We start from the raw sequence: 22,147 nt of genomic DNA, 5'->3' as shown, positions 1-22,147 counted from the left end.
TTGGGAATTGGGAGTTTTAATGTCACAAAAAGGTCCTTTTAAAGCCAGAGAAAGGTTCAAAGATGCTCAAGTTGATGCGCTAAAGTTACCGCCGCATTCAATTGAAGCTGAACAATCCGTTTTAGGTGGATTGATGCTTGATGCTGAGGCCTGGGATAGAGTGGCAGAATCGCTTGTAGCTGAAGATTTTTACTCTCGCTCACATCGTATGATTTATGCCGCAATGAGTCGTCTGGTTGAAAGTAGCCAGCCGATCGATTTGATCACCGTATCAGAACGTCTTGAAGTTGAAGATCAGCTCGATGATGCAGGTGGTTTTGCCTATTTAGGCGAAATCGCTAAAAATACCCCAAGTGCGGGTAATATTTTATCTTATGCTGACATTGTTCGTGAACGTGCAGTCGTTCGTGACATGATTGGTGTTGCACATGAAATTGCGGATGCAGGTTATAACCCTGAAGGTCGTAATTCGAGTGATTTACTCGATTTAGCCGAAACTAAAGTTTTCAAAATTGCAGAGTCTCGTGCCAAAGCAAATGAAGGCCCTGAAGGCATTAAGTCTATCCTTGAGAAAACCGTGGATAGAATTGAGCAGTTATATAATAACCCTCACAACGGTGTAACCGGGGTATCGAGTGGTTTTACTGATCTTGATAAAATGACTGCAGGTTTCCAAGCGGGTGATTTAGTTATTGTTGCGGCACGTCCTTCAATGGGTAAAACAACCTTTGCGATGAACTTGTGTGAGCAAGCGGCAATGAACGAAGATAAGCCAGTGCTTATTTTCAGTTTGGAAATGCCATCAGAGCAAATCATGATGCGTATGCTGGCATCACTTGGTCGAGTCGATCAAACTAAAATTCGTACTGGTCAGTTAGATGATGAAGATTGGGCTCGCGTGTCATCGACAATGGGCATTATGCTTGAACAAGGCAAAATGTATATCGATGATGGCTCAGGCTTAACGCCGACAGATGTTCGAAGTCGTGCGCGTCGAATTGCGCGTGAATATGGCGGGTTATCGATGATCATGATTGATTACTTGCAGTTAATGCAAGTGCCGTCTTTAAAAGATAATCGTACCTTAGAGATTGCAGAAATCTCGCGCTCATTAAAGTCATTAGCAAAAGAATTAAGTATTCCTGTGATTGCGTTATCACAGCTTAACCGTTCATTGGAGCAACGTGCAGATAAACGTCCTATTAACTCTGATTTACGTGAATCTGGTTCAATTGAGCAAGATGCCGATTTGATCATGTTTATTTACCGCGATGAAGTGTATAACGACGATTCTGAACAAAAAGGTGTCGCTGAAATTATCATTGGTAAACAACGTAATGGCCCGATTGGTAGGGTGCCACTAGCGTTCCAAGGTCAATTTTCACGATTCGATAATTACTCTGGCGCACAAGTTTTTGATGAAGATTAAACTCAATTCATAAAGACGTTTTTATCTAGTCATGTTGTTATTATCAAAAGCCTCTGTGTAAACACAGAGGCTCATTTTTTAGTATTGTATTTTGTTCTGTTTGATAAACGTGTGTAATCATTAAGGCCAGTTATTTGAAACCATTCCCTCGTGCTGAAATAAGTCGTCAAGCTTTGCAAGCTAACCTTGCTAGGCTGCGCGAAATCGCACCTAACAGTAAAGTCATGGCTGTAGTGAAAGCGAATGGCTATGGTCATGGTTTACTCAATGTAGCGCAATCAGTTGGTGAATGTATTGATTGTGCTGACGGATTCGGGCTAGCACGACTTGAAGAAGCACTGGAACTGCGCAAAGGTGGCGTTGACGCGAAATTGTTACTGCTTGAAGGCTGCTTTCGCCAGTCAGATTTACCATTATTGGTAGAACATCACATTGACACGGTTGTGCATCATGAGTCGCAATTAGTGATGTTAGAACAATCAAGGCTGTCATCACCTATCACCGTCTGGCTAAAAATCGACACAGGTATGCACCGTCTCGGTTTTGGCATTGATCAGTTTGAAGATGTATATCAACGTCTAATAGCATGTCCTCAAGTGGCTAAGCCCATTCATTTAATGACCCATTTTGCTTGTGCTGATGAGCCTGATAATCCGCTTACTCAATTGCAAATCAATGAGTTTCAACAACTTATTAAAGAATTACCTGGCAATCAAACCTTAGCTAATTCGGCTGCCACGTTATTTTGGCCTCAAAGCCAAGCTGATTGGATTAGACCCGGAATCGCACTTTATGGTGTATCACCAGTATTTGGTGATAGAGGTGTTCATCACGGGCTCGTTCCCGCGATGGAATTAGTGTCTAACCTTATCGCTGTGCGTGAGCACAAAGCGGGGCAAAGTGTCGGCTATGGCGCTTACTGGACGGCGAAAAGTGATACTCGTCTTGGTGTCGTTGCTATTGGCTATGGCGACGGTTATCCGCGCAATGCACCAGAAGGAACACCAGTTTGGCTAAATGGCCGAAGAGTACCCATTGTAGGTCGAGTATCCATGGATATGCTCACGGTAGACTTAGGCGTCGATGCTGAGGATATTGTGGGTGACTCAGTGCAACTTTGGGGTAAAGATTTAGCCGTTGAAGAAGTGGCTGAGTATATCGGTACGATTGCTTATGAGTTGGTCACAAAACTGACACCTAGAGTGGTGGTTGATCTCCAAGATTGAGATAATGAATTTATGGTTTATAGCGAAATGCAGTAAACCTTAATCTCATAAAAGGTAGGAATATCAGGTGCAGTTGTATAAATCAGTCATCATGATTTATTGCGTATTTTTTAGTGTCGACAGTATTGCCCAGTCAGAAGCTATTCATTCCGTAATTTCAAACGATTCAGTATATGTCAGTGACAGCCATCTTATAGATAAGCATGGCATAGATAAGCATGGCATAGATAAGCATGTGATAGAGAGTCATGCCCGTGATTCAGCCGTGGTTGTAGAAACGTCTGAATCTGATGAACAAGACAAGTCTGACAAGCAGTCTAGTTCAGCGACATCGACAAAAGAATTGTCTCCAGAATTTGTCGCGGTACCTATTATCTTTTCCACTGAAACGCTGAGTACCACATATGGTGCAGCAGGTGTTGTAAAGCATGCAGGTCAAGCACAGGCTGTTGCTTTAGGTATCGGTTTGTATTCAGCTAATGATAGTTGGCTGAGTTATGCAGGCTTTTATAATTACCAGCTGCCAAAACTTGATCAGTGGTTATTTAGTGCTGAAGTATTTCGAGGTCACTATGAAGAAGGCATTTATTATTTACCTAATTCGAGTATACCCGAGCCTAAAATCAATGATACTAATCGTGTTATTAGCGTTGGCGATGAGGGCTTTACTAAGCTGACAATGGAATATGTATTACCTATTGCAAGAGGTAAACATGGCGCGGTTTCAGCACTTGGTAAAAGTCGCGATGATATTAGTTGGAATCCATTTGAATCGGGTGTCAGCTCCATTAGTTTAACGCCTTTTAATAAATATCGAGAACTAGAAACACTGGATTATTTGGCTGATGAAGCACGGGGTGTTGAACTTGCTTTTAACTGGGATAATCGTGATACCAAACAAAATAGCAGTGAAGGTGGGCAAACAAATCTCACCATCACCAAAGGCTTTAGTGTCGATGACGATCCAAGCTGGTTGATGTGGGAATTTGAGCAAAGTGCTTTTGTTTCATTTGACGCTAACAGTTGGTTTGAACAACAAGTGTTGGCATTTAACATGTATCTTGCTGATACACCGAGCTGGAATGATTACGATAGCCATGAGCATGTCAAACGTCCACCCAGTTTTGCCGGAGTTTCATTGGGTGGTTTTGATCGCCTACGAGGTTACTCATCACAGCAGTTTACTGGCCGAAGTGCTGTAAATTATGCCGTAGAGTATCGGGTTATGCCTCAATGGCAGCCATTGCAAGCATTGCCAGTTTTCAACTTGTACAATATTCCATGGTGGCAATGGGCGTTATTTATTGAGGCTGGTAATGTCACCAATGAGTTTGAGTTAAGTGCTTTGCATGAAGATATGAAAACCAACTATGGCGTCGGTATGCGTTTTGAAGTTGAAGGCATAGTGGTCAGAACCGACTTTGTTACTGGTGGTGAGGAAAGCCAGTTTTGGGTAATGGTCAATCAGCCATTTTAGGGGAGTAGGTTGAATTTACTGGCACTGATATTAATTAGCCGTTTGTTAATGATATAATCCATAATTCGTTTTTAAAGTAAGCATCATATTCTATTAATCGTTGATATTCTTCGATAAGGTACCACTTTGGCATTAACTACATTAAACCGCTCACTTTCAATCGCTCCAATGCTTGATTGGACTGACAGACATTATCGTTATTTTGCGCGTCTGATGTCTGCGCATACAGTGCTTTATACCGAAATGGTGACGACTGGCGCGATCATTCATGGCAAAGCTGATTATTTAGCTTATAACCAAGAAGAGCATCCTTTAGCCTTGCAACTTGGCGGGTCTAACCCACAAGATTTAGCTACCTGCGCTAAGCTGGCTTTCGAACGTGGTTATGATGAGATAAACCTTAATGTTGGTTGTCCATCAGACAGAGTGCAAAGTGGTCGTTTTGGTGCGTGTTTAATGGGAGAACCACAGTTAGTTGCAGATTGTGTCGATGCCATGAAGCAGGTTGCCGATATTCCTGTCACGGTTAAAACTCGTATCGGTATTGATGATCAAGACAGTTATGAATTCTTAACTGATTTTGTTGATACCGTTAAAACAGTAGGTTGCGATACTTTTATCGTACATGCTCGAAAAGCGTGGTTACAAGGGCTAAGCCCAAAAGAGAATCGTGAAATTCCAGAGCTTAATTATGAGCGTGTATACCAGTTAAAGCGTGATTATGCAGACTTAAATATCAGTATTAATGGCGGCGTTAAAACCATTGAAGATTCATTAACGCACTTACAGCAACTCGATGGGGTTATGATTGGGCGTGAGGCTTACCAAAACCCATATATATTAGCTGAGGTCGATCAACGGATATACGGTGAAGACAAAGCAATATTAACCCGTGAACAAGTGATTGAAAAGATGGTGCCTTATATTGAACAGCATTTACAGTCGGGTGGACGTTTAAATCATATATCACGTCATATGATTGGCTTATTCCAAGGTTTACCGGGTTCAAGAGGCTGGCGTCGATATTTAAGTGAAAATGCGCATAAGCCTGGTGCTGGTGTCGAAGTGGTTTGGGATGCCGTTGAGAAGATGCATGAAAGCAGGCCACCTGCCGATGTCACTTTTTATCCGAATAATATCGCAACAGATTAAAATTCTAATTCCATTAAAAAGTGTCTCATTTGAGGCGCTTTTTTTATGCTTATAAATAGGCTAATTAAGTATTAGCTAAATTCACTACTTGGATGGTGAAAATGACTAATTGTTTATTTGTTGCACAAGGCGGATTTTGTCAGTGATGGTGGTCGTTGATTTTAAATTTGTTATTAATTAATGGTTTATGCGTATATTGTAAAGTTGGCACGCAGCTTGTAATAACCTAGGTGTACCCAACAAATGAAAAGGAAGACACCATGTTTAACTCAACAACAAATGAAAACGTAGTCGCTAGCTCATCAACAAACACTAACAATGTTTTTAAAAAATTAGCGTTAGTTGCAGTGATTGCAACAGCCAGTATGAGTACTCAAGCGAGTGAATTGAATAGTGCTGATATCGTAAATGTATTAGAAACACGTTTATCGAGTGCGACTACCGAAATGCTACAAACTGCTAAACAAGACATCATGTTGAATTTGCATAGTCAGATAGCAGAACAAGTGTTTGAGTTAAACACTTCGCTAGAAATGGCTGAAGTAGCGACAGAAACGAAGACGGATGATGCATTAGCAAGTAATGAGGAATAATTCATGGATTTAATGATGATACTTCATTTAGCAGATCCATTAATCTCATTGCTTCTGCTTCCCGTTATTAGCTTTATAGTCTGTTCACTATTGATATGCGGGTTGCAGTGGTACCAATTTAAAAGCGTTAATGCTATTTCTAAAGAGTTAACTTCATTGGAAATAGCTGGAGAAATAAAATGAACTTAACCGATATCGAAAAATGTTTAAAAGCAGATGACAGTATTATTTGTGGTGCTTCACATAGCTTAGCAAAACAATTTGGTTGGTCTGTACTTTGGACAAGAGTGTTAACCATAGTAGGCATTTGTATGAGTCCAACTATTGGCTTAATTGGCTATTTTGTTACAGCGATCATCATGTCACAGAAAAAATCGAGTTTATAAACTGAAGTATAAAAAGAGCTTTGATTATCAATATTCATACTTCAGCTTTACAGCTGCATCTATTTTTTTAAGAAGGCTTGGAATCGGTTTTTCGCTTCATCACTTTTTAATCTCTCACCGAAAACCGCTAATTCTTTAAGCATTTGCTGTTTAACATCAGCTTGGTTATGTCTTAATAACTGTTTCGATGCTTGCAATGCTAAAGGCGGCTGATTAGCCAGCTTCTTTGCTTGTGCTAATACAAAACTATCTAATTCAGTTTGTTCAACCACTTGATTGATGATGTTTAATTCTTTTGCCGTACTGGCATTAAAGCTTTCACCTAACAAAATAAGTTCAGCTGCTTTTTGTTGACCAACAATCAGTGGTAAAAGCAAACTTGATGCTGCTTCAGGCACTAATGCTAAATTAACAAATGGTAGTTGGAATTTTGCGGTATTGTCTGCATACACTAAGTCGCAATGAAATAGTAAGGTTGTGCCAATACCCACTGCAGCTCCTGATACAGCTGCCACTAATGGTTTTTTTAGCTCAAGAATACAATGTAAAAATTGCACTGTTGGATGAGTTTCGTTTAATTCACCACTACTGAGAAAATCGGCAATATCATTACCTGAAGTGAAGCAATTCTCTTCTCCTCGTAACATAAAGGCACGAATAGCATTGTCGCGCTCGCCTTGGATCAGGTATTCTGTAAGTTGTTGGTACATTTTGAGATTAAAGGCATTTCGCTTTTCAGGACGATTAAAACTGATAATGCGTACGCCTTGATCATCCTTTACATTAATCTGACTCATTCGTTGTTTTCCTTTTTGGCGCGAGTAGGGTGTACATGGAGTTTAAGACATTGAAAGTAATATTCAAACATCTGTTTAGTTTTTTAGTTTTAGCCATATTTTCTCTTTCAGCATCAGCGAGTATAATGCTTAAGGAAGGCCATGTAAGAGCGATGCCAGCGAGTGTGCCTAATACCGCAGCTTACCTTACATTAATGAATCATTCAGATAATGCGGTCTCTTTAGTTTCAGTGACAACACCTGTCGCCAAAGAGGCGCAACTGCATACCCTAATAGAAGAAAATGGCGTTGTAAAAATGCGTCAAGTTGAAGGGTTTGATATAGAATCACACGGGACACTGATGTTACAGCCATCAGGTAATCACATCATGTTGTTATCACTCACTAAATCATTAATGGTTGGCGATAAAGTGCCATTAACGTTAACGTTTTCAGATGGCGAACAACTTGATATAGAGTTAATAGTTGCTAAAAAGTCAGCTAGTGATATAGAAGAAAGCCATCACCACCATCATCATTAAGGAGTTTATTGATGCAAATGACAAGGAACAAAATTTTTAGTGGCATAGGGATTATTTTATTAATCAACTATGTAATTGCAGTTTGGTGGAGTATTGAACCAGACCCACTAGAGCCTGAGGTTTTACAAGATGACCGAGGCGAGCTTGTTGTCGGTTATGCAACGACCTCTGCGCTTATTTCTACAATTGAAACTTTATTGGACAAACCAGGTGGCTGGCTTTCTAATGATATAATGCCGCCTTCAGTCATTATGGATAATATGCCTGCATTTGAGTTTGGCGCATTAGAGCAAACTCGTGATTTAGCGTTAATTATGCGCAAAGAGTTTAGCCGCTCACAATCTCAGTCTACTGCTGATAATGATTTGCTGGCTGCTCATTCAAAATTGAATATCGAGCATACCAGTTGGTTAGTTCCGAGTGCTGAAAGTGAATACCGTGAAGCCACTAAGCTACTGAAACTGTACCGCGCTAAAATTAGCGATACGGACAACAGTAATGCGCAGTTCTATGCCCGCGCTGATAATTTAAATGAGTGGCTAAAAGAAATTCAGAAACGTTTAGGCAGCATGTCACAACGTCTTTCTGCAAGCGTTGGACAAGAACGTTTAAATACTGATTTAGCTGGTGACTCTACCGCAAGACAATCAACGCCATCTTTAGCAAGTTTAGAGATTAAAACCAGCTGGTGGAAAATTGATGATGTACTTTATGAAAGTCGCGGTAGTGCTTGGGCATTACTCAATTTCATGAAAGCGATAGAAGTTGATTTTGCCGATGTACTCGAAAAGAAAAATGCTGAAGTGAGTTTACGACAAATTATTCGTGAATTAGAAGCTACTCAGCAAACTGTTTGGAGCCCTATGGTGCTGAACGGTGATGGCTTTGGTTTAGTCGCAAACCATTCATTGGTCATGGCTAACTATATTTCCCGCGCAAATGCAGCGGTGATAGATTTAACTAACTTACTCTCTCAGGGATAATGATGAAAAAGACACTTCTTGCCACAACCTTATTAGGCTTGTTAAGCATATCATCGGCACAGGCATCAACTTTAGTTGGTTTTAAAGTGGGTGGTGATTACTGGCAAGCTGATACCAGTGGTTCGTTTAATAGTGATGATGGTGTAGCACAAACTTATAACTACGATTCAGATGCTCAAGGCAGTGTATGGATTGCTATTGAGCATCCAATTCCTTTAGTACCTAATATTAAAATCCGTGAAAACCGTTTAGAAGGTAAAGGCAGCCAAGCTAATTCTGACTTTACTTTCAATGATCACCAATTTAGTGGCGCAACAACCGCATATAATGACTTAAGTAACACTGACTTCGTTCTTTATTACGAAATCTTAGATAACGATATTGTGGCACTTGATTTAGGTGCAGCTTATAAGCAAATGCACGGTTCTATACGTGTACAAGACCCAGGACATCCAGAAGAAGTTGATGTTGATAGCGGTATTGTAATGGCTTATGCCAATGCTGAAGTTGGCGTTCCTGGTTTAGGCTTGTACGCTTTTGCTGATGTGATGTTAGGCATTGATGAGTCAAGTGTTTACGATATTAATGCAGGTTTAGGTTGGAAATTTGATGGTATAGCGCTTGATACCGCTATTCGCGTTGGTTACCGTGAATTCAAATTTGATGTCGACGACTTTTCAAGTACGACTCAGAATATGTCATTTAAAGGCGCCTTCGCTGGTTTAGAACTTACATTCTAATTTGGCATTAATATTAGCTTTACCCATAAAAAAAACCGCCAATTGGCGGTTTTTTTGTTTGCCAATTAAGGCAATATTAACAAGGGTTACTGGGCAATCAAACCATTGTTAATTGAGATGATGTCATCTTCATTCAATGTACCAGCTGCTTGTTTAAGCGCTAGAATTGAATTGATATAACCATAACGTGCATCAGACAGTTTACGTTTTGAATCGTACAAATCACGGGTACGGTTCAATACATCAACGATGGTACGAGTACCGACTTCAAAACCTGCTTGGGTTGCTTTTAACGCACTTTCTGAAGAAACAACAGATTGCTCATAAGCACGAATTGAGCTGATTGAAGCGCCAACGTTGTTGTAGTTATTACGAACATCTTTAACTACTTTACGATGAGTTTGTTCAAGTTTTTCACTTGCTTCAACGTATTGGTACTGAGCCTGTTTAACTTGTGAAGTGACTTTAAAACCTTCAAAAATTGGGACACTTAAGGTAATACCAATATTGGCATTATCGTAGTCAAGACCAGGGTTTTGATCGAAGCCTTTAGTATAGCCAGCAGCTAAGTTTAGCGATGGCATATGGCCTGCTTTATATAGCGTAATTGTTTCGCTGGCAATATCACGACCAATACGCTGAGTCATCAAGTCGATACTGTTTGTTTCAGCCATTTTCAACCATTCAGAAGAGGTTGTAGGTGATGGTGCACCGGCTGAGAAACGGTTGGTATCCAAAATATTGATCGTTTTGTGATCTATTCCTGTGATTTCACGTAATGCTTCATAGCTATTTGCGAGTGTATTCTCCGCAAGAATTTCAGTAGCTGAGGCTAAATCATATTGAGCTTGAGCTTCATGTACATCTGTAATAGCTGTAAGACCTACAGCAAAGCGTTGTTTAGTCTGCTCTAACTGACGTTCAATAGCGCGTTTTTCTGCGCCTTGGAATTCAAAGTTATCTTTAGCTGTTAAAACGTCAAAGTAAGCAGTCGTTACACGGATGATGAGTGCCTGTAAAGAAGAAGCGTAAGCTGAATCAGCTTGAGATGCAGCCATCTCAGCTAAATCTAAACCAACCCATGCACTGTGGTCATAAATAACTTGGTTTAATGTAAGGCCACCAGTGAAACCATCAGGCTTCTTGGTGTCCATACCATCTTCTTGGTTCCATGCTTTAGAGTAACCAACATTCGCACTGATTGTAGGCAGTAAAGGAGCACGGTTTTCTTCAATGGTTTCGTATAAAGCATCACGTTGTGATTGAGCTTGAAGTACGATGGTGTCACTTGTCAGTGCTTGTTGATAAATTTGCAGTAAATCATCAGCATTTGCTGCTGGTGCAGCTACGGCTAATGTTAGCGCGGCGTATATAGAACTGATTTTAAATTTCATTTGCTGCCCTTTTAGACAAAATCTCCATCAATGGAGGTAAAATAATTTTGGTGTTTACAGAACTCAATACTCAGAAAAAATTCTCTAGCACTATCGAACTTGTTCAAAAACGTCTTCGTTTCACGCTATGCAGCGAAGATCTGTTCATTTTTCAAGATTATATTTCAAATCGATTAAACAACATATTTTAATGTTTTCTGAGCCTAATCTATGTGACGTAAAGCTAATGTACCGTTATTAGTTAGCCTTTATATGTAAATTTAATATATTGCTGTAAAAATAACCATGAAAGATCAACAGACTCTGCTGTATATCGTAAAAAAGACTATCATTTCTAAGCTAAATATCAACTTTCAAGTTGTAACAGATTTTATTAAACTCACACGTTTAAATGGTACGCATATATAATTGTGTATTAAATATTTCAAAAGGCTTACAAACTGTAAGAAAAAAATATGAACGATAATGAAATAATCGAACAGTTTAATGCTGAAAAAGATGTCGAAATCCTTTCAAAGAAAACCGTATTTAAAGGTTTCTTTAAATTAGACGAGTACCAATTTAAGCATAGACTGTTTGACGGTGGTTGGAGTGAAGTTGTGACTCGTGAAGTTTTTGAGCGAGGTAACGCTGTTGTTGTTTTGCCTTACGACCCAGTAACACATCAAGTGGTGCTAATTGAGCAAATACGATTACCGGCCATTATGAGTACTCAGTCTGTTTGGTTACTTGAGTTAGTTGCAGGTATGATCGCTGCAGATGAAATTGCTGAAGAAGTAGCCCATCGTGAGTTAATGGAAGAGACAGGTATTACGGCATCAGAAATGCATTTTGTTAATAGTTATCTTGCTACACCTGGTGGTTCATCTGAGCGGTTTTATTTTTATTGGGCAAAAGTTGATGCTAGCCAAGCTAAAGGCATTCACGGGCTTGAATATGAACATGAAGATATAAAAGTGCATGTGGTCGATTTTGACGTCGCGATGGAAATGGTCAACAGCGGCCGTATTGATAACGCATCAACGGTACTCGGCTTGCAATGGCTTGCACTGAATTTACATAAAGTGAAACCGGTATAACGAAATCCCATTGTTGAATGAGTTTTTATGTTTGACATATTAAAGAAATAAAGCTGCAGAATCGTGAAAAGTACATAAGAGGTTTGTTGTGAATCAAAAAGTAACCAAAGGTAAGTATCAACCCAACGTGAGTGCTTTTTTAGCGCTGTGCGGGCGTAATTACGCACTTATTTTAAAATGGTTACCAGATGCGGCAGATGTGAATGAATCTTGGGCAGTTGAAGGGCAATTTGGTCTATTAGATGTCACTGTTATTGAAAATACAAAGTATACTCAGCTGATTGAAATATCGAGGAAATTGCCCAATCATGATTTCCTTACCATACCTAAAGCTTGTGTGCGAGTTTATCATGACGCTCAATTAGCAGAAGTGTTAACTAGTCAACAGATTTTCCGATTAAAAGCAGTGTATGATTATCCAAATGTACATATGCATCAAACGGATGAGAAATACCAAGTTAATGCATTTCTGGAAGAGCTACTTAAGATCGGATGTCGTCGCCAGCATGTCTGTTCAACATAGTTCTGCAACATTGAATTAATTTATTTTTAGGATTAATTAGTGCTAAAAGAGCCAGTTAATTACCCCAATACTGATACGGATGTCGTAAGACTTATTCAAGTCACTGACCCGCATTTGTTCGCTGATCCAGAAGCAAAGCTTTTAGGGGTGAATACGGCTGCCAGTTTTCAGGCTGTTTTGAATACGTTTTTAAGTACGAATTATAAAGCTGATATAATGTTAGCTACCGGCGATATTAGCCAAGATTACTCCCCTCAATCCTACCAACATTTTTCTAATACCGTTGCAGAATTAGCTATGCCTTGCCATTATCTACCTGGCAATCATGATGATCCTCGTTTGATGAGCTTGCATATGCAAGGCAAGCATTTATTTGGGCAACAGCGGATTGTTATTGGTAATTGGCAAATATTGATGTTGGATTCTACTGTACGTGGTAAACCTGGTGGTTATATGGCAGAAGATCAATTTAATTTGATTGATGAAGCGATTAAAGCTGACCCAGATAAGCACGTATTACTTGCTATGCACCATAATCCTATCCTTGTCCGATGTAGCTGGCTCGATCAGCACTGCATGATCAATGGCGATGCCTTTTTAAAACGGGTAAGTAAACACCCACAAGTAAAAGGCGCGTTGTGGGGGCATGTTCACCAATCTATCGACACTGAGTATCAAGGTGATAATGGTGTAATTAGCCTAATGGCAACACCGTCTACCTGTATACAATTTAAGCCAAAATCTTCTTATTTTGCACTGGACGGACTTCAACCAGGCTATCGTTTGCTGGAGTTAGCAAGCAATGGTAGCATTCATACTAATGTTTATCGGGTTCCGGGTGAAAAGTTCTCACCAGATAATGACGCAAGCGGTTATTAATTTCGTTTAGTTGTTTGTTTGCTTGATAATTATCAATTAGTTTGAATTTTCAGGTTAACCTCAACGAGATGAAGTATGTTGCTCTATATACATGGATTTAATAGCTCTCCTCATTCTGATAAAGCCAAAGATACGGCTGAATATTTCCAGCGCTGTTTCCCAGAATATCCTTTCGTTCAGCCACAATTACCTTCGTCACCTAAAGAGGCGATGGCTTTGTTATGTGGTATTGTAGAGCAAGCAAAAGCTAAAAATGAACCATTAACCTATATCGGTTCTTCTTTAGGTGGATACTTTGCCAGTTATCTCGCCGAAACATACGGTGGTAAAGCAGTGCTAATAAATCCTGCTGTGAAACCATTTGAGCTATTTGATGAGTTTCTAGGGCCACAATATAATCCATATATTGATGAACATTACCAAGTATTACCGCAACATAAGCTTGATGTTGCCGAATATAATACTGAGGTTATTCGTCGTCCTGATCGTTTTTTAGTTTTTTTGCAAACAGGCGATGAAGTGTTAGATTATCGACAAGCATTATTAAAATACCATTGTTGCCAACTCCATGTAGAGGCGAATGGTGACCACAGTTTTATTGGCTATAAAAACCAGCTAGATAAGATTTGTGAGTTTTTAAAAATTACATAACAAGTATTTATTTCGGCCTTCAATTTTGGGCCATAATTGACCAAATGTGTGGACTATGAGCAACCAATATACTTCTGACGCTATCGAGGTTCTTAACGGACTCGACCCAGTAAAACGCCGTCCTGGTATGTATACCGACACTACCAGACCCAACCATTTAGGTCAGGAAGTCATCGATAACAGTGTTGATGAAGCACTCGCAGGTCACGCCTCAAAAATTGAAGTGGTATTACACGCCGATAATTCGTTAGAAGTTACCGATGATGGCCGTGGTATGCCCGTTGATATTCACCCAGAAGAAGGTATTCCTGGGGTTGAGCTGATCCTAACGAAATTGCACGCTGGTGGTAAATTCTCAAACAAGAATTACCAGTTTTCGGGTGGTTTACATGGAGTCGGTATTTCGGTTGTAAATGCCTTATCAACGCGTGTTGAAATTACTGTGCGCCGTGATGCCCAAGTGTATGACATGGCATTTGAAAGCGGTGATAAAGTAGAAGACTTAACCGTCACAGGTACTTGTGGACGCCGGAATACCGGCACGCGAGTTCACTTTTGGCCAGATGCTAGCTACTTTGATTCTGGTAACTTCTCCATTACTAAGTTGCTTCACCTTTTACGTGCTAAAGCCGTTTTATGCCCAGGCCTACGTATTAAGTTTAGTAATAAGCAAAACGGCGAAGTACATGAATGGTTTTACGAAAGTGGTTTAACCGATTATTTAAAAGAAGCGGTAAAAGACTCAGTGTTATTACCCGAAGAGCCTTTTGTCGGTAGTTTTACTGGCAAGGTTGACGCTGCAGAATGGGCGATTACTTGGTTACCTGAAGGTGGCGATAGTCTTTACGAAAGTTATGTAAACTTAATCCCGACACCACTTGGCGGTACTCACGTTAATGGTTTTAGACAGGGATTATTAGAGTCGATGCGTGAGTTCTGTGAATTCCGTAACTTAGTACCAAGAGGTATCAAACTTTCTCCAGAAGATATTTGGGATAAAGCCTCTTTTATTCTCTCAATCAAAATGCAAGATCCGCAATTTTCTGGCCAAACTAAAGAAAAACTCTCTAGCCGTCAAAGTTCGGCATTTGTATCAGGTGTTGTTCGAGATGCGTTTTCATTGTGGCTTAACTCTAATACTGACCAAGCTGAGTTATTAGCTGAATTGTGTATTAACAATGCCCAAAAACGTTTAAAAGCGGCTAAAAAGGTTGCTCGTAAAAAAGTCACTGCAGGGCCTGCATTACCCGGTAAATTGACCGATTGTAGTGGACAAGACCCTATGCGTGGCGAACTATTCTTGGTGGAGGGTGACTCTGCGGGAGGTAGTGCTAAACAGGCACGAGATCGTGAGTTTCAAGCGATTATGCCGCTGCGTGGTAAAATTCTAAATACCTGGGAAGTTGACGCGTCACAGGTATTAGCGTCACAAGAAGTCCATGATATTTCTGTTGCTATAGGTTGCGATCCTGATAGTGATGATATTTCAGAATTACGCTATGGCAAGATATGTATTCTTGCTGATGCCGATTCCGATGGTCTACATATTGCGACCTTGCTATGTGCTCTATTTATGATGCATTACCGTATATTGGTTGAAAAGGGGCATGTGTATATCGCTATGCCACCACTTTTTCGTATCGATTTAGGCAAAGAAGTATTTTATGCCCTAGATGAAGAAGAAAAAAACGGTATATTAGATAGAATTGTTGCCGATAAGAAAAAAGGCAAAGTACAAGTGACTCGCTTTAAAGGATTGGGCGAGATGAATCCATTGCAGCTTAGAGAAACAACAATGGATCCTAATACTCGTCGCTTAGTGCAATTAACCATTGATGATAAAGACGATACCATGGCATTAATGGATATGTTGTTATCGAAGAAGCGCTCACCAGATCGTAAAGTCTGGCTAGAGTCTAAAGGTGATCTTGCTCAACTGTAAGTCGCTTTAATGAGTTACCGTTACTTGGCCTAATAATCCATAAAGGCTGTGTTTAATCACAGCCATTAAGATTGAGCATAGAATTGCCCATAACAAGAACGAAGGCAAAAATTATTAAAATGTCGAAAATAATAATTAAAATGGATATCAAGCAGATTACAACAGTGTTTAAAGCACTGTCTGTATTGGCTTTAACACAATTACTTGTTGTTAAAGCTTATGCTGAAGATCCTATGATGATTACTGTTACCAAAGGATTTGGACTTACGCTTTATGCTTCTGATTTAGGCGATGCTAAACAGATGGCAATGGGCAGTAAGGGAACCTTGTTTGTCGGTTCAAAGAAAAGCGGCACTATATACGCCCTAGTCGATTCAGATAATGATGGTCAAGTTAATAAACGGTATTTAATTGGCAAAGGATTAGAGTACCCAGAAGCATTAGCCTTTCATAATGGCGACTTGTATGTTGCAGATGATGATCGTATTTTGCGTTTTAAGGATATTGAAAATCGTTTAAGACGACCTGGTAGACCAAAAGAAATCTACTCTGGTTTACCCAGCGTAGAAAGAAAACATGCCCGTGGGATGAGTTTTGGCCCTGATGGACGCTTATACATCTCTATCGGTTCCCCCTGTAATGTGTGCGAATCTCCAGCCCCTTTTGGCAGTATGTTAGCCATCGATATAGAATCTGGTGACACTGAACAAGTGGCATCAGGGTTAAGACGGGTCATTGGCTTTGATTGGGCTCCAAACACCGAGAAGTTATGGTTTGCCGACCAAGGGCGTAATTGGATGGGTGATAATATGCCTGCCGATGAAATTAACCGAATTGATGTTAAGGGTAGCCATTTTGGATTCCCTTATATCCATGGTGACAATGTTGTTGAACCTTCCTTCAAAAAGCCTGACAACCTGAATATTTCCGAACCAGAATTTGAACTTCCTGCACACGTGAAGCCAACAAGCTTAATGTTTTATGAAGGTGAGCAATTTCCTGAGCGTTACCATCACCAATTGTTTGTTGCGGAAAATGGCTCATGGAACCGTTCAAGTAAGATTGGTTATCAAGTGGTTATGCTAACTGTTGATGGAGACCAAGTTATCGATCGTGAAAGAGTGATAAGCTTTTTAGACGGTGAATTTCCCGTAGCTAGACCCTATGACCTAATTAATGCACCTGATGGTGCGATGTTCATCTCTGATGACTTAAAAGGCAATGTATACCGCTTTTTTTACAAAGAGCCAGAACAATCACAGGATAATAAATAATGAGTGATGCGATTGAATTAAGCCTTGATGGTGTAGAGCAAATGCCGCTACGCCGCTTTACTGAAGAGGCTTATTTAAACTATTCAATGTACGTGATCATGGATCGCGCTTTGCCACATATTGGCGATGGTTTAAAGCCAGTTCAACGTCGTATTATTTACGCCATGAGCGAGTTAGGATTATCAGCTCAATCTAAGCCTAAAAAGTCTGCAAGAACCGTAGGTGACGTATTAGGTAAGTATCACCCCCATGGTGATAGTGCCTGTTATGAGGCGATGGTATTAATGGCTCAGCCATTTTCATACCGATATCCGTTAGTTAAAGGTCAGGGTAATTGGGGCGCGCCAGACGATCCTAAATCATTCGCTGCAATGCGTTATACCGAAGCAACCTTATCAAAATTCTCTGAAGTTTTATTATCAGAATTAGGCCAAGGCACGGTTGATTGGGGCGTTAACTTTGACGGCACCATGAAAGAGCCAAAATCCTTACCTGCAAGATTGCCGCATATTTTATTAAACGGTATTACCGGTATTGCTGTTGGTATGGCGACCGATATTCCACCCCATAATGTTCGCGAGTTAGTGTCAGCGTGTGTGGAGTTATTGGATAACCCTAAAGCGGAACTTGATCGCTTAATGGAGCTTGTTCCTGGGCCTGATTATCCGACCAATGCCGAGATCATTACCCCAAGTAAAGACATTGCCAAAATTTATGAAACTGGTCGTGGCTCTATTAAAATGCGAGCGGTCTATGACGTTGATAGTGGCGAGATTGTTATTACATCTTTGCCGCATCAAGCAAGTAGTGGCAAGATTTTAGAGCAAATGGCTAACCAAATGCAGGCGAAGAAGCTGCCAATGGTTGCTGATTTACGTGATGAGTCTGATCATGAGAATCCAGTTCGATTAATTATTGTACCTCGTTCTAATCGGGTTGATTGCGATCAACTAATGGCGCATCTTTTTGCAACCACTGATTTAGAAAAAAGCTTTCGTGTTAACTTGAATGTGCTTGGTCTTGATGGCCGCCCAAGGGTTAAAGGCCTGAAAGAGATGCTAACTGAGTGGCTTAGTTACCGTATCTCAACAGTGACACGTCGTTTGCAGTACCGTCTTGATAAGGTGCTGGCAAGATTACATATTCTTGATGCATTGATGATTGCCTTCTTAAATATTGATGAAGTCATCGAGATCATTCGTTTCAATGACGAACCTAAGAAAGAGCTTATTTCACGATTTAATTTATCGGATAAACAAGCTGAAGCTATTTTAGAATTAAAATTACGTCACTTAGCCAAACTTGAAGAATTTAAGATTACGGCAGAGCAAGAAGAGTTAGCGGCTGAGCGTGATAAATTACAACTTATCTTGAGTTCAGAGCGCCGTCTAAAGACACTGGTGAAGAAAGAGCTTATTCAAGATGGCGACACTTTCGGTGATGACCGTCGTTCACCTATCATTGAGCGCTTAGAGTCAAAAGCCTTAACTGAGCAAGAGTTAACTCCAGCAGAAGCGGTTACCGTGGTGCTTTCTGACAAAGGTTGGGTTCGTTGCGCTAAAGGCAGTGACATTGATGGTGAAGGATTAAATTACAAAGCGGGCGATAGCTTCTTATGTAGCGCGAGTGGTAAGAGTAATCAACCTTCGGTATTTATTGACTCTACAGGTCGAGCATTTGCTACTGATACCCATACTTTACCTTCAGCTCGAAGTCAGGGAGAGCCGATAACGACTCGATTTAACTTGTCACCAGGTGCAGTGATGCGTCATGTGTTGATGGGAAATGATGCGCAATGTTACCTCTTAGCAAGTGATGCGGGTTATGGCTTTATTGGTTCATATGCCGATATGGTCAGTCGTAATAAGGCGGGTAAAGCGCTACTGAGTTTGCCAGCTAATGCAGAATCCTTGAAACCTAAATTGGTTAATAAAGGTATTCCTCAGTCGATTATGGCGATTACCAATGAAGGGCGGATGCTGATCTTTGATGTTGATGCATTGCCGCAATTGTCCAAAGGTAAGGGCAATAAGATTATTGGTATTCCAACCGATCGTTCTAAGAGCCGAGAAGAGCTATTGATTCACCTTGATGTTGTCCCACAAGATGCGTCAGTCACGCTATGGGCTGGTAAACGTAAGTTAACCTTGAAACCATCTGACTTAGAGCATTACCGTGGTGAGAGAGGACGTAGAGGCGCTAAATTACCTCGAGGCCTGCAACGTGTTGACAGTGTTGATATCGAACTCAATGGGCAAGCTGTTGATGATACTGATGAACCAACAGAATCATAAAGGCATGAAATCATAAAGTATTGATACGAAGACCTTAAGCTAGAAAGCTTGAGGTTTTCTAAACAAAAAAATGCTGCCCTAGGGCAGCATTTTTTATGGAATTTGGTTGGCGTTTCTCTTCAATACACTTAAAGCAGGATCTAGTGGTTCAATACTAGTTGTTCAATGTATGTAGATTAAGCTACTTCATAGAAGTTAGGTTCGATATCAACTTGAGCTTGGATAATGTTATTTGCCATACGTGCACATTTACCACATTGATCAGCTACACCTAAGCGTTTTTTAACGTCAGCTAAAGAGCTATCGCCATGCTTGCTTACTGCTTCTCTGATTTGGGTATCAGTAATTCCGTGACAAAGACAAACGTACATAAAGCCTCTTCAATTAATCTGATTCATATCTTAACTTAGACAATTCATAAGGCTAAGGGATGATCGCTCGTTGACTGTAATGCAATTCTAAATGAAAACCGTTCTCATTGCTAATAACTTTTTATCTATTTTTGAATTGATGCACAGAATAATAGTTATTAGAAACTGCTATCTTGCTCACGATTACAGCATTACTGGGAGGTTGGAATAAAAATAGTGGTGTGAAGGAAGGGTAAAAATATGATGTTTTTATGCTTTCATGGTGTATTGATTTAAGCAGGATTTGACATTTTTGCGCGTTAGCCTCGTCCATGAAGCGTAACGGAAGGAATATTAACTAATATCCCTTAAAAAAATCGACCTGATGCTTTAAAGGTTGCTGAGCTGTCCATAAATGGTAGTTTTCAACGAACACCTCTACAACTTGTTCTGGAAAACTGGGTGCGGCAATATGCGGGGTAATAATCGCATTAGCACATTGCCAAATAGGGTGTTCGCTTGGCAGAGGCTCTTGATTGAATACATCCAGTACAGCATTTTGTAGTGGTTTGTTTTGTAACTGTTTGGCGAGTGCATCTAAGTCGAGCACATCTCCACGGCCAAGGTTAAACAGAACGCACTCTTCAGGAAGTAGTGATAGCATCGCCTCATTAAGGATGTTCTTTGTTTCTAAAGTGCTGGGTAAAATGCTGGCAATAGCATGAGACGTAGTCACGTAGTCTGCCAAATTTTCGATAGTATCCACATGGTCAAAATGCGGTTTTGCTGCGCCGCTACGACTAAGGCCCGTTACCCTCATACCAAAATGTTTGGCTGTTTGAGCAATATGTTGTGCAATAGAGCCTGTTCCTAACAAAAGGAGGGATTGGTTCTGTAAGGTCCTAAAGCTGCCAGGGATCCATTGCTTATGTTGCTGTTGTTGTTTATATTTTGCATGCTCTCGCTGGTGGGCAAGTAAATAGCCAAAAAGATATTCACTCATTAATGGGCCAAAAATACCCTTGATATTGGTTAGAGTGTAATCTCTTCTTTGTCTTGATCCGGTAATGCGGTCAACGCCAGCAAATGTTGACTGCATCCACTGTAAGTTGTTACCTAGGTTGAGTAGGGGCGCGGCTAAGTTTGGTTCTGCAAACCAAATATTGGCGCTGCTTATACTGCTAGGGTCATCACCGAGAATGATGAGTTCTTCAAGGTTATGAGCTGATAATAGTTGGCGAAACTTATCGTTATCTTGTGTTAAAAGCAGTAGTTTATGCGCCATATAGCCCCTGTTTTGTACTCGTATATTGATTTTTATTGAGGAAGTTAATGAATCAAGTTATCACATTCTTTGCCAAATTAGGTGCCATGCTTCATCCATGGATGAGTGAAATCTCCACAGCTTTAGTGGCTTGTTGTATCGTTATGTTTGCTACTGATATCAATCGCTTCTTGCGTAAAACATTAGTTAGACGTGGATTTCTAGTGCGTACTTGTGTGTTTGTCTTAGTCAATGCATTTGGCTATGGTCTCGCCATTGTAAGCATCAGCCCTTGGTTAGCTGGTCAGCTTAAATCTATGCCTTCACAGTGGATGCTGTTGTTAGTACTTGCGGCATTCTTTGCTGTTGGGGCTTGGGCGCAGCGCAATAGACAAGTCTAAAGCTCCGCAAGGCAATACCTAAGAATAGCCGTAATTTGATAACCGTTATTAGCCAAACCATGAGCTATAGTCTGAAGATTGAGGGCTTTCTTGCTGTTCTATTTGCTTAATCACTGCAGCTGCTTTATCAGGATAATTACTGAATATTCCATCAACGCCAATGGCTTTCAAAGCTTGAATATCTTCCGCATTATCGACGGTATACACATATATCTTTGCACCACGTTGATGTGCGTCATGAACCATTTTAAGGGTGACGAAATGAATATCAATATGGATAGAATAAGCATCTAGTGCCGTTACGGCTTCCGCATAGTTTAATGGCACACCTGACAATATAGGCGCGACTCTTGCTTTGGGAAGGTGCTGCTTAACTTCAAGTAAATATGGTTGATTGAACGATGAGATGAGTAGTTGTTCAGTAGTGAAACCCAACTGGATAATAATGTCGTTATAGCACTTAATAAGTGGTTCTGCGGTGTGGTAGCCCTTGAGTTCAATATTAACAATACAGCGACCTTTAATAAGGCTCATCACTTGCCATAATGTTGGCAGATGATGCTGTTTAATGGTCACTGCGCTTATTGTGTCTAAAGTACTTTTATGCACTAACCCCTGACCCGAGGTTTTAGTCTCTAAGCGTCGGTCGTGAAAAACAATCAACTCACCTTCAACATTATAAACATCAAGCTCAATAGCCTCGACTTTTAATGATAAGGCTTTTTCCATTGCCGCAAGTGTGTTTTCTACTTCATAGCCACTGGCACCACGATGAGCAAAAATAAGCATTTA

Annotated in this window: 22 protein-coding genes; 17 read left to right on the top strand and 5 right to left on the bottom strand. The window is 40.4% G+C overall.

The window, feature by feature from the left end:
• Positions 1-19: 19 nt before the first annotated feature.
• The 6 genes from dnaB to FPK91_RS10830 all read left to right on the top strand — a co-directional run bounded on the left by dnaB (position 20) and on the right by FPK91_RS10830 (position 6,263).
• Positions 20-1,429, top strand: a complete 1,410-nt coding sequence (dnaB, locus tag FPK91_RS10855; RefSeq protein WP_144211275.1) for a replicative DNA helicase — start codon at positions 20-22, stop codon at positions 1,427-1,429.
• 134 nt (positions 1,430-1,563) lie between these two features.
• Entirely contained in the window at positions 1,564-2,655 is a 1,092-nt protein-coding gene (gene alr / locus FPK91_RS10850) for an alanine racemase (RefSeq protein ID WP_144211274.1), read from the top strand.
• Between the two features lie 67 nt (positions 2,656-2,722).
• Positions 2,723-4,132 carry a BamA/TamA family outer membrane protein gene (locus FPK91_RS10845; protein WP_144211273.1) on the top strand — a complete coding sequence of 470 codons (1,410 nt, stop codon included), beginning with the start codon at positions 2,723-2,725 and terminating at the stop codon, positions 4,130-4,132.
• 126 nt (positions 4,133-4,258) lie between these two features.
• Positions 4,259-5,284, top strand: coding sequence for a tRNA dihydrouridine(20/20a) synthase DusA (gene dusA / locus FPK91_RS10840; protein ID WP_144211272.1), 1,026 nt, complete (start codon positions 4,259-4,261; stop codon positions 5,282-5,284).
• 260 nt (positions 5,285-5,544) lie between these two features.
• Positions 5,545-5,877: a hypothetical protein gene (locus FPK91_RS10835; RefSeq protein WP_144211271.1), complete on the top strand. Its 333-nt coding sequence runs from the start codon at positions 5,545-5,547 to the stop codon at positions 5,875-5,877.
• 179 nt (positions 5,878-6,056) lie between these two features.
• A complete protein-coding gene (locus tag FPK91_RS10830) occupies positions 6,057-6,263 on the top strand; it encodes a PspC domain-containing protein (protein ID WP_144211270.1) in 207 nt (68 codons plus the stop codon).
• 59 nt (positions 6,264-6,322) lie between these two features.
• Here the strand turns inward: FPK91_RS10830 and FPK91_RS10825 are convergent, their stop codons facing one another.
• Entirely contained in the window at positions 6,323-7,060 is a 738-nt protein-coding gene (locus FPK91_RS10825; RefSeq protein ID WP_144211269.1) for an enoyl-CoA hydratase, read from the bottom strand.
• Between the two features lie 35 nt (positions 7,061-7,095).
• Here FPK91_RS10825 and FPK91_RS10820 point away from each other — a divergent pair, with 35 nt between their 5' ends.
• Genes FPK91_RS10820 through FPK91_RS10810 form a run of 3 tightly spaced genes read left to right on the top strand, consistent with a single transcriptional unit; the run spans position 7,096 to position 9,304 of the window.
• Positions 7,096-7,581, top strand: coding sequence for a copper chaperone PCu(A)C (locus FPK91_RS10820; protein WP_144211268.1), 486 nt, complete (start codon positions 7,096-7,098; stop codon positions 7,579-7,581).
• Between the two features lie 11 nt (positions 7,582-7,592).
• Positions 7,593-8,564 carry a DUF2333 family protein gene (locus FPK91_RS10815; protein WP_144211267.1) on the top strand — a complete coding sequence of 324 codons (972 nt, stop codon included), beginning with the start codon at positions 7,593-7,595 and terminating at the stop codon, positions 8,562-8,564.
• A 2-nt stretch (positions 8,565-8,566) separates the two neighbouring features.
• A complete protein-coding gene (locus FPK91_RS10810) occupies positions 8,567-9,304 on the top strand; it encodes a TIGR04219 family outer membrane beta-barrel protein (RefSeq protein ID WP_144214331.1) in 738 nt (245 codons plus the stop codon).
• Between the two features lie 86 nt (positions 9,305-9,390).
• Here the strand turns inward: FPK91_RS10810 and tolC are convergent, their stop codons facing one another.
• Entirely contained in the window at positions 9,391-10,698 is a 1,308-nt protein-coding gene (gene tolC, locus FPK91_RS10805; protein ID WP_144211266.1) for an outer membrane channel protein TolC, read from the bottom strand.
• Between the two features lie 455 nt (positions 10,699-11,153).
• On the opposite strand from tolC, the gene nudF reads away from it, so the two are divergent.
• The 7 genes from nudF to parC all read left to right on the top strand — a co-directional run bounded on the left by nudF (position 11,154) and on the right by parC (position 19,340).
• Entirely contained in the window at positions 11,154-11,777 is a 624-nt protein-coding gene (nudF, locus tag FPK91_RS10800) for an ADP-ribose diphosphatase (RefSeq protein ID WP_144211264.1), read from the top strand.
• Between the two features lie 88 nt (positions 11,778-11,865).
• On the top strand, positions 11,866-12,300 hold the full coding sequence (locus FPK91_RS10795) for a DUF1249 domain-containing protein (protein WP_144211262.1): 435 nt from the start codon (positions 11,866-11,868) through the stop codon (positions 12,298-12,300).
• Positions 12,301-12,339: 39 nt separating this feature from the next.
• On the top strand, positions 12,340-13,179 hold the full coding sequence (cpdA, locus tag FPK91_RS10790) for a 3',5'-cyclic-AMP phosphodiesterase (RefSeq protein WP_144211260.1): 840 nt from the start codon (positions 12,340-12,342) through the stop codon (positions 13,177-13,179).
• Between the two features lie 75 nt (positions 13,180-13,254).
• Positions 13,255-13,830: a YqiA/YcfP family alpha/beta fold hydrolase gene (locus FPK91_RS10785; RefSeq protein WP_144211258.1), complete on the top strand. Its 576-nt coding sequence runs from the start codon at positions 13,255-13,257 to the stop codon at positions 13,828-13,830.
• A gap of 55 nt (positions 13,831-13,885) precedes the next feature.
• Complete coding sequence (gene parE / locus FPK91_RS10780; RefSeq protein ID WP_144211256.1) at positions 13,886-15,772, top strand: DNA topoisomerase IV subunit B; 1,887 nt, start codon at positions 13,886-13,888, stop codon at positions 15,770-15,772.
• Between the two features lie 119 nt (positions 15,773-15,891).
• On the top strand, positions 15,892-17,046 hold the full coding sequence (locus FPK91_RS10775) for a PQQ-dependent sugar dehydrogenase (RefSeq protein WP_405127309.1): 1,155 nt from the start codon (positions 15,892-15,894) through the stop codon (positions 17,044-17,046).
• Positions 17,046-19,340, top strand: coding sequence for a DNA topoisomerase IV subunit A (gene parC, locus FPK91_RS10770; protein WP_144211254.1), 2,295 nt, complete (start codon positions 17,046-17,048; stop codon positions 19,338-19,340). The genes FPK91_RS10775 and parC overlap by 1 nt, the downstream gene beginning before the upstream one ends.
• 176 nt (positions 19,341-19,516) lie before the next feature.
• On the opposite strand, the gene FPK91_RS10765 is transcribed toward parC, so the two are convergent.
• Positions 19,517-19,711: a bacterioferritin-associated ferredoxin gene (locus tag FPK91_RS10765; RefSeq protein ID WP_144211252.1), complete on the bottom strand. Its 195-nt coding sequence runs from the start codon at positions 19,709-19,711 to the stop codon at positions 19,517-19,519.
• A gap of 337 nt (positions 19,712-20,048) precedes the next feature.
• Positions 20,049-20,975, bottom strand: coding sequence for a D-2-hydroxyacid dehydrogenase (locus FPK91_RS10760; protein ID WP_144211250.1), 927 nt, complete (start codon positions 20,973-20,975; stop codon positions 20,049-20,051).
• A 47-nt stretch (positions 20,976-21,022) separates the two neighbouring features.
• On the opposite strand from FPK91_RS10760, the gene FPK91_RS10755 reads away from it, so the two are divergent.
• Positions 21,023-21,355 (top strand): DUF3392 domain-containing protein, encoded by a 333-nt coding sequence (locus FPK91_RS10755; RefSeq protein WP_144211248.1) that lies wholly within the window; start codon positions 21,023-21,025, stop codon positions 21,353-21,355.
• Between the two features lie 48 nt (positions 21,356-21,403).
• Here the strand turns inward: FPK91_RS10755 and FPK91_RS10750 are convergent, their stop codons facing one another.
• Positions 21,404-22,144, bottom strand: a complete 741-nt coding sequence (locus FPK91_RS10750) for a glycerophosphodiester phosphodiesterase (RefSeq protein ID WP_144211246.1) — start codon at positions 22,142-22,144, stop codon at positions 21,404-21,406.
• Between the last annotated feature and the right edge of the window lie 3 nt (positions 22,145-22,147).

Origin of the sequence: Shewanella donghaensis, from assembly GCF_007567505.1 — a bacterium.
Classification (GTDB): domain Bacteria; phylum Pseudomonadota; class Gammaproteobacteria; order Enterobacterales; family Shewanellaceae; genus Shewanella; species Shewanella donghaensis.
Note: the sequence above shows the minus strand (reverse complement) of the source record. Positions and strands in the feature narration are given on the sequence as shown.

Coding starts and splice junctions, on each gene's coding strand:
- tolC (WP_144211266.1), bottom strand. CDS start 10,698: ATGAAATTTAAAATCAGTTCTATATACGCCGCGCTAACATTAGCCGTA.
- FPK91_RS10825 (WP_144211269.1), bottom strand. CDS start 7,060: ATGAGTCAGATTAATGTAAAGGATGATCAAGGCGTACGCATTATCAGT.
- FPK91_RS10750 (WP_144211246.1), bottom strand. CDS start 22,144: ATGCTTATTTTTGCTCATCGTGGTGCCAGTGGCTATGAAGTAGAAAAC.
- nudF (WP_144211264.1), top strand. CDS start 11,154: ATGAACGATAATGAAATAATCGAACAGTTTAATGCTGAAAAAGATGTC.
- FPK91_RS10765 (WP_144211252.1), bottom strand. CDS start 19,711: ATGTACGTTTGTCTTTGTCACGGAATTACTGATACCCAAATCAGAGAA.
- FPK91_RS10775 (WP_405127309.1), top strand. CDS start 15,892: ATGTCGAAAATAATAATTAAAATGGATATCAAGCAGATTACAACAGTG.
- dnaB (WP_144211275.1), top strand. CDS start 20: ATGTCACAAAAAGGTCCTTTTAAAGCCAGAGAAAGGTTCAAAGATGCT.
- FPK91_RS10815 (WP_144211267.1), top strand. CDS start 7,593: ATGCAAATGACAAGGAACAAAATTTTTAGTGGCATAGGGATTATTTTA.
- parE (WP_144211256.1), top strand. CDS start 13,886: ATGAGCAACCAATATACTTCTGACGCTATCGAGGTTCTTAACGGACTC.
- FPK91_RS10760 (WP_144211250.1), bottom strand. CDS start 20,975: ATGGCGCATAAACTACTGCTTTTAACACAAGATAACGATAAGTTTCGC.
- FPK91_RS10810 (WP_144214331.1), top strand. CDS start 8,567: ATGAAAAAGACACTTCTTGCCACAACCTTATTAGGCTTGTTAAGCATA.
- FPK91_RS10830 (WP_144211270.1), top strand. CDS start 6,057: ATGAACTTAACCGATATCGAAAAATGTTTAAAAGCAGATGACAGTATT.
- parC (WP_144211254.1), top strand. CDS start 17,046: ATGAGTGATGCGATTGAATTAAGCCTTGATGGTGTAGAGCAAATGCCG.
- FPK91_RS10785 (WP_144211258.1), top strand. CDS start 13,255: ATGTTGCTCTATATACATGGATTTAATAGCTCTCCTCATTCTGATAAA.
- FPK91_RS10755 (WP_144211248.1), top strand. CDS start 21,023: ATGAATCAAGTTATCACATTCTTTGCCAAATTAGGTGCCATGCTTCAT.
- FPK91_RS10835 (WP_144211271.1), top strand. CDS start 5,545: ATGTTTAACTCAACAACAAATGAAAACGTAGTCGCTAGCTCATCAACA.
- FPK91_RS10820 (WP_144211268.1), top strand. CDS start 7,096: ATGGAGTTTAAGACATTGAAAGTAATATTCAAACATCTGTTTAGTTTT.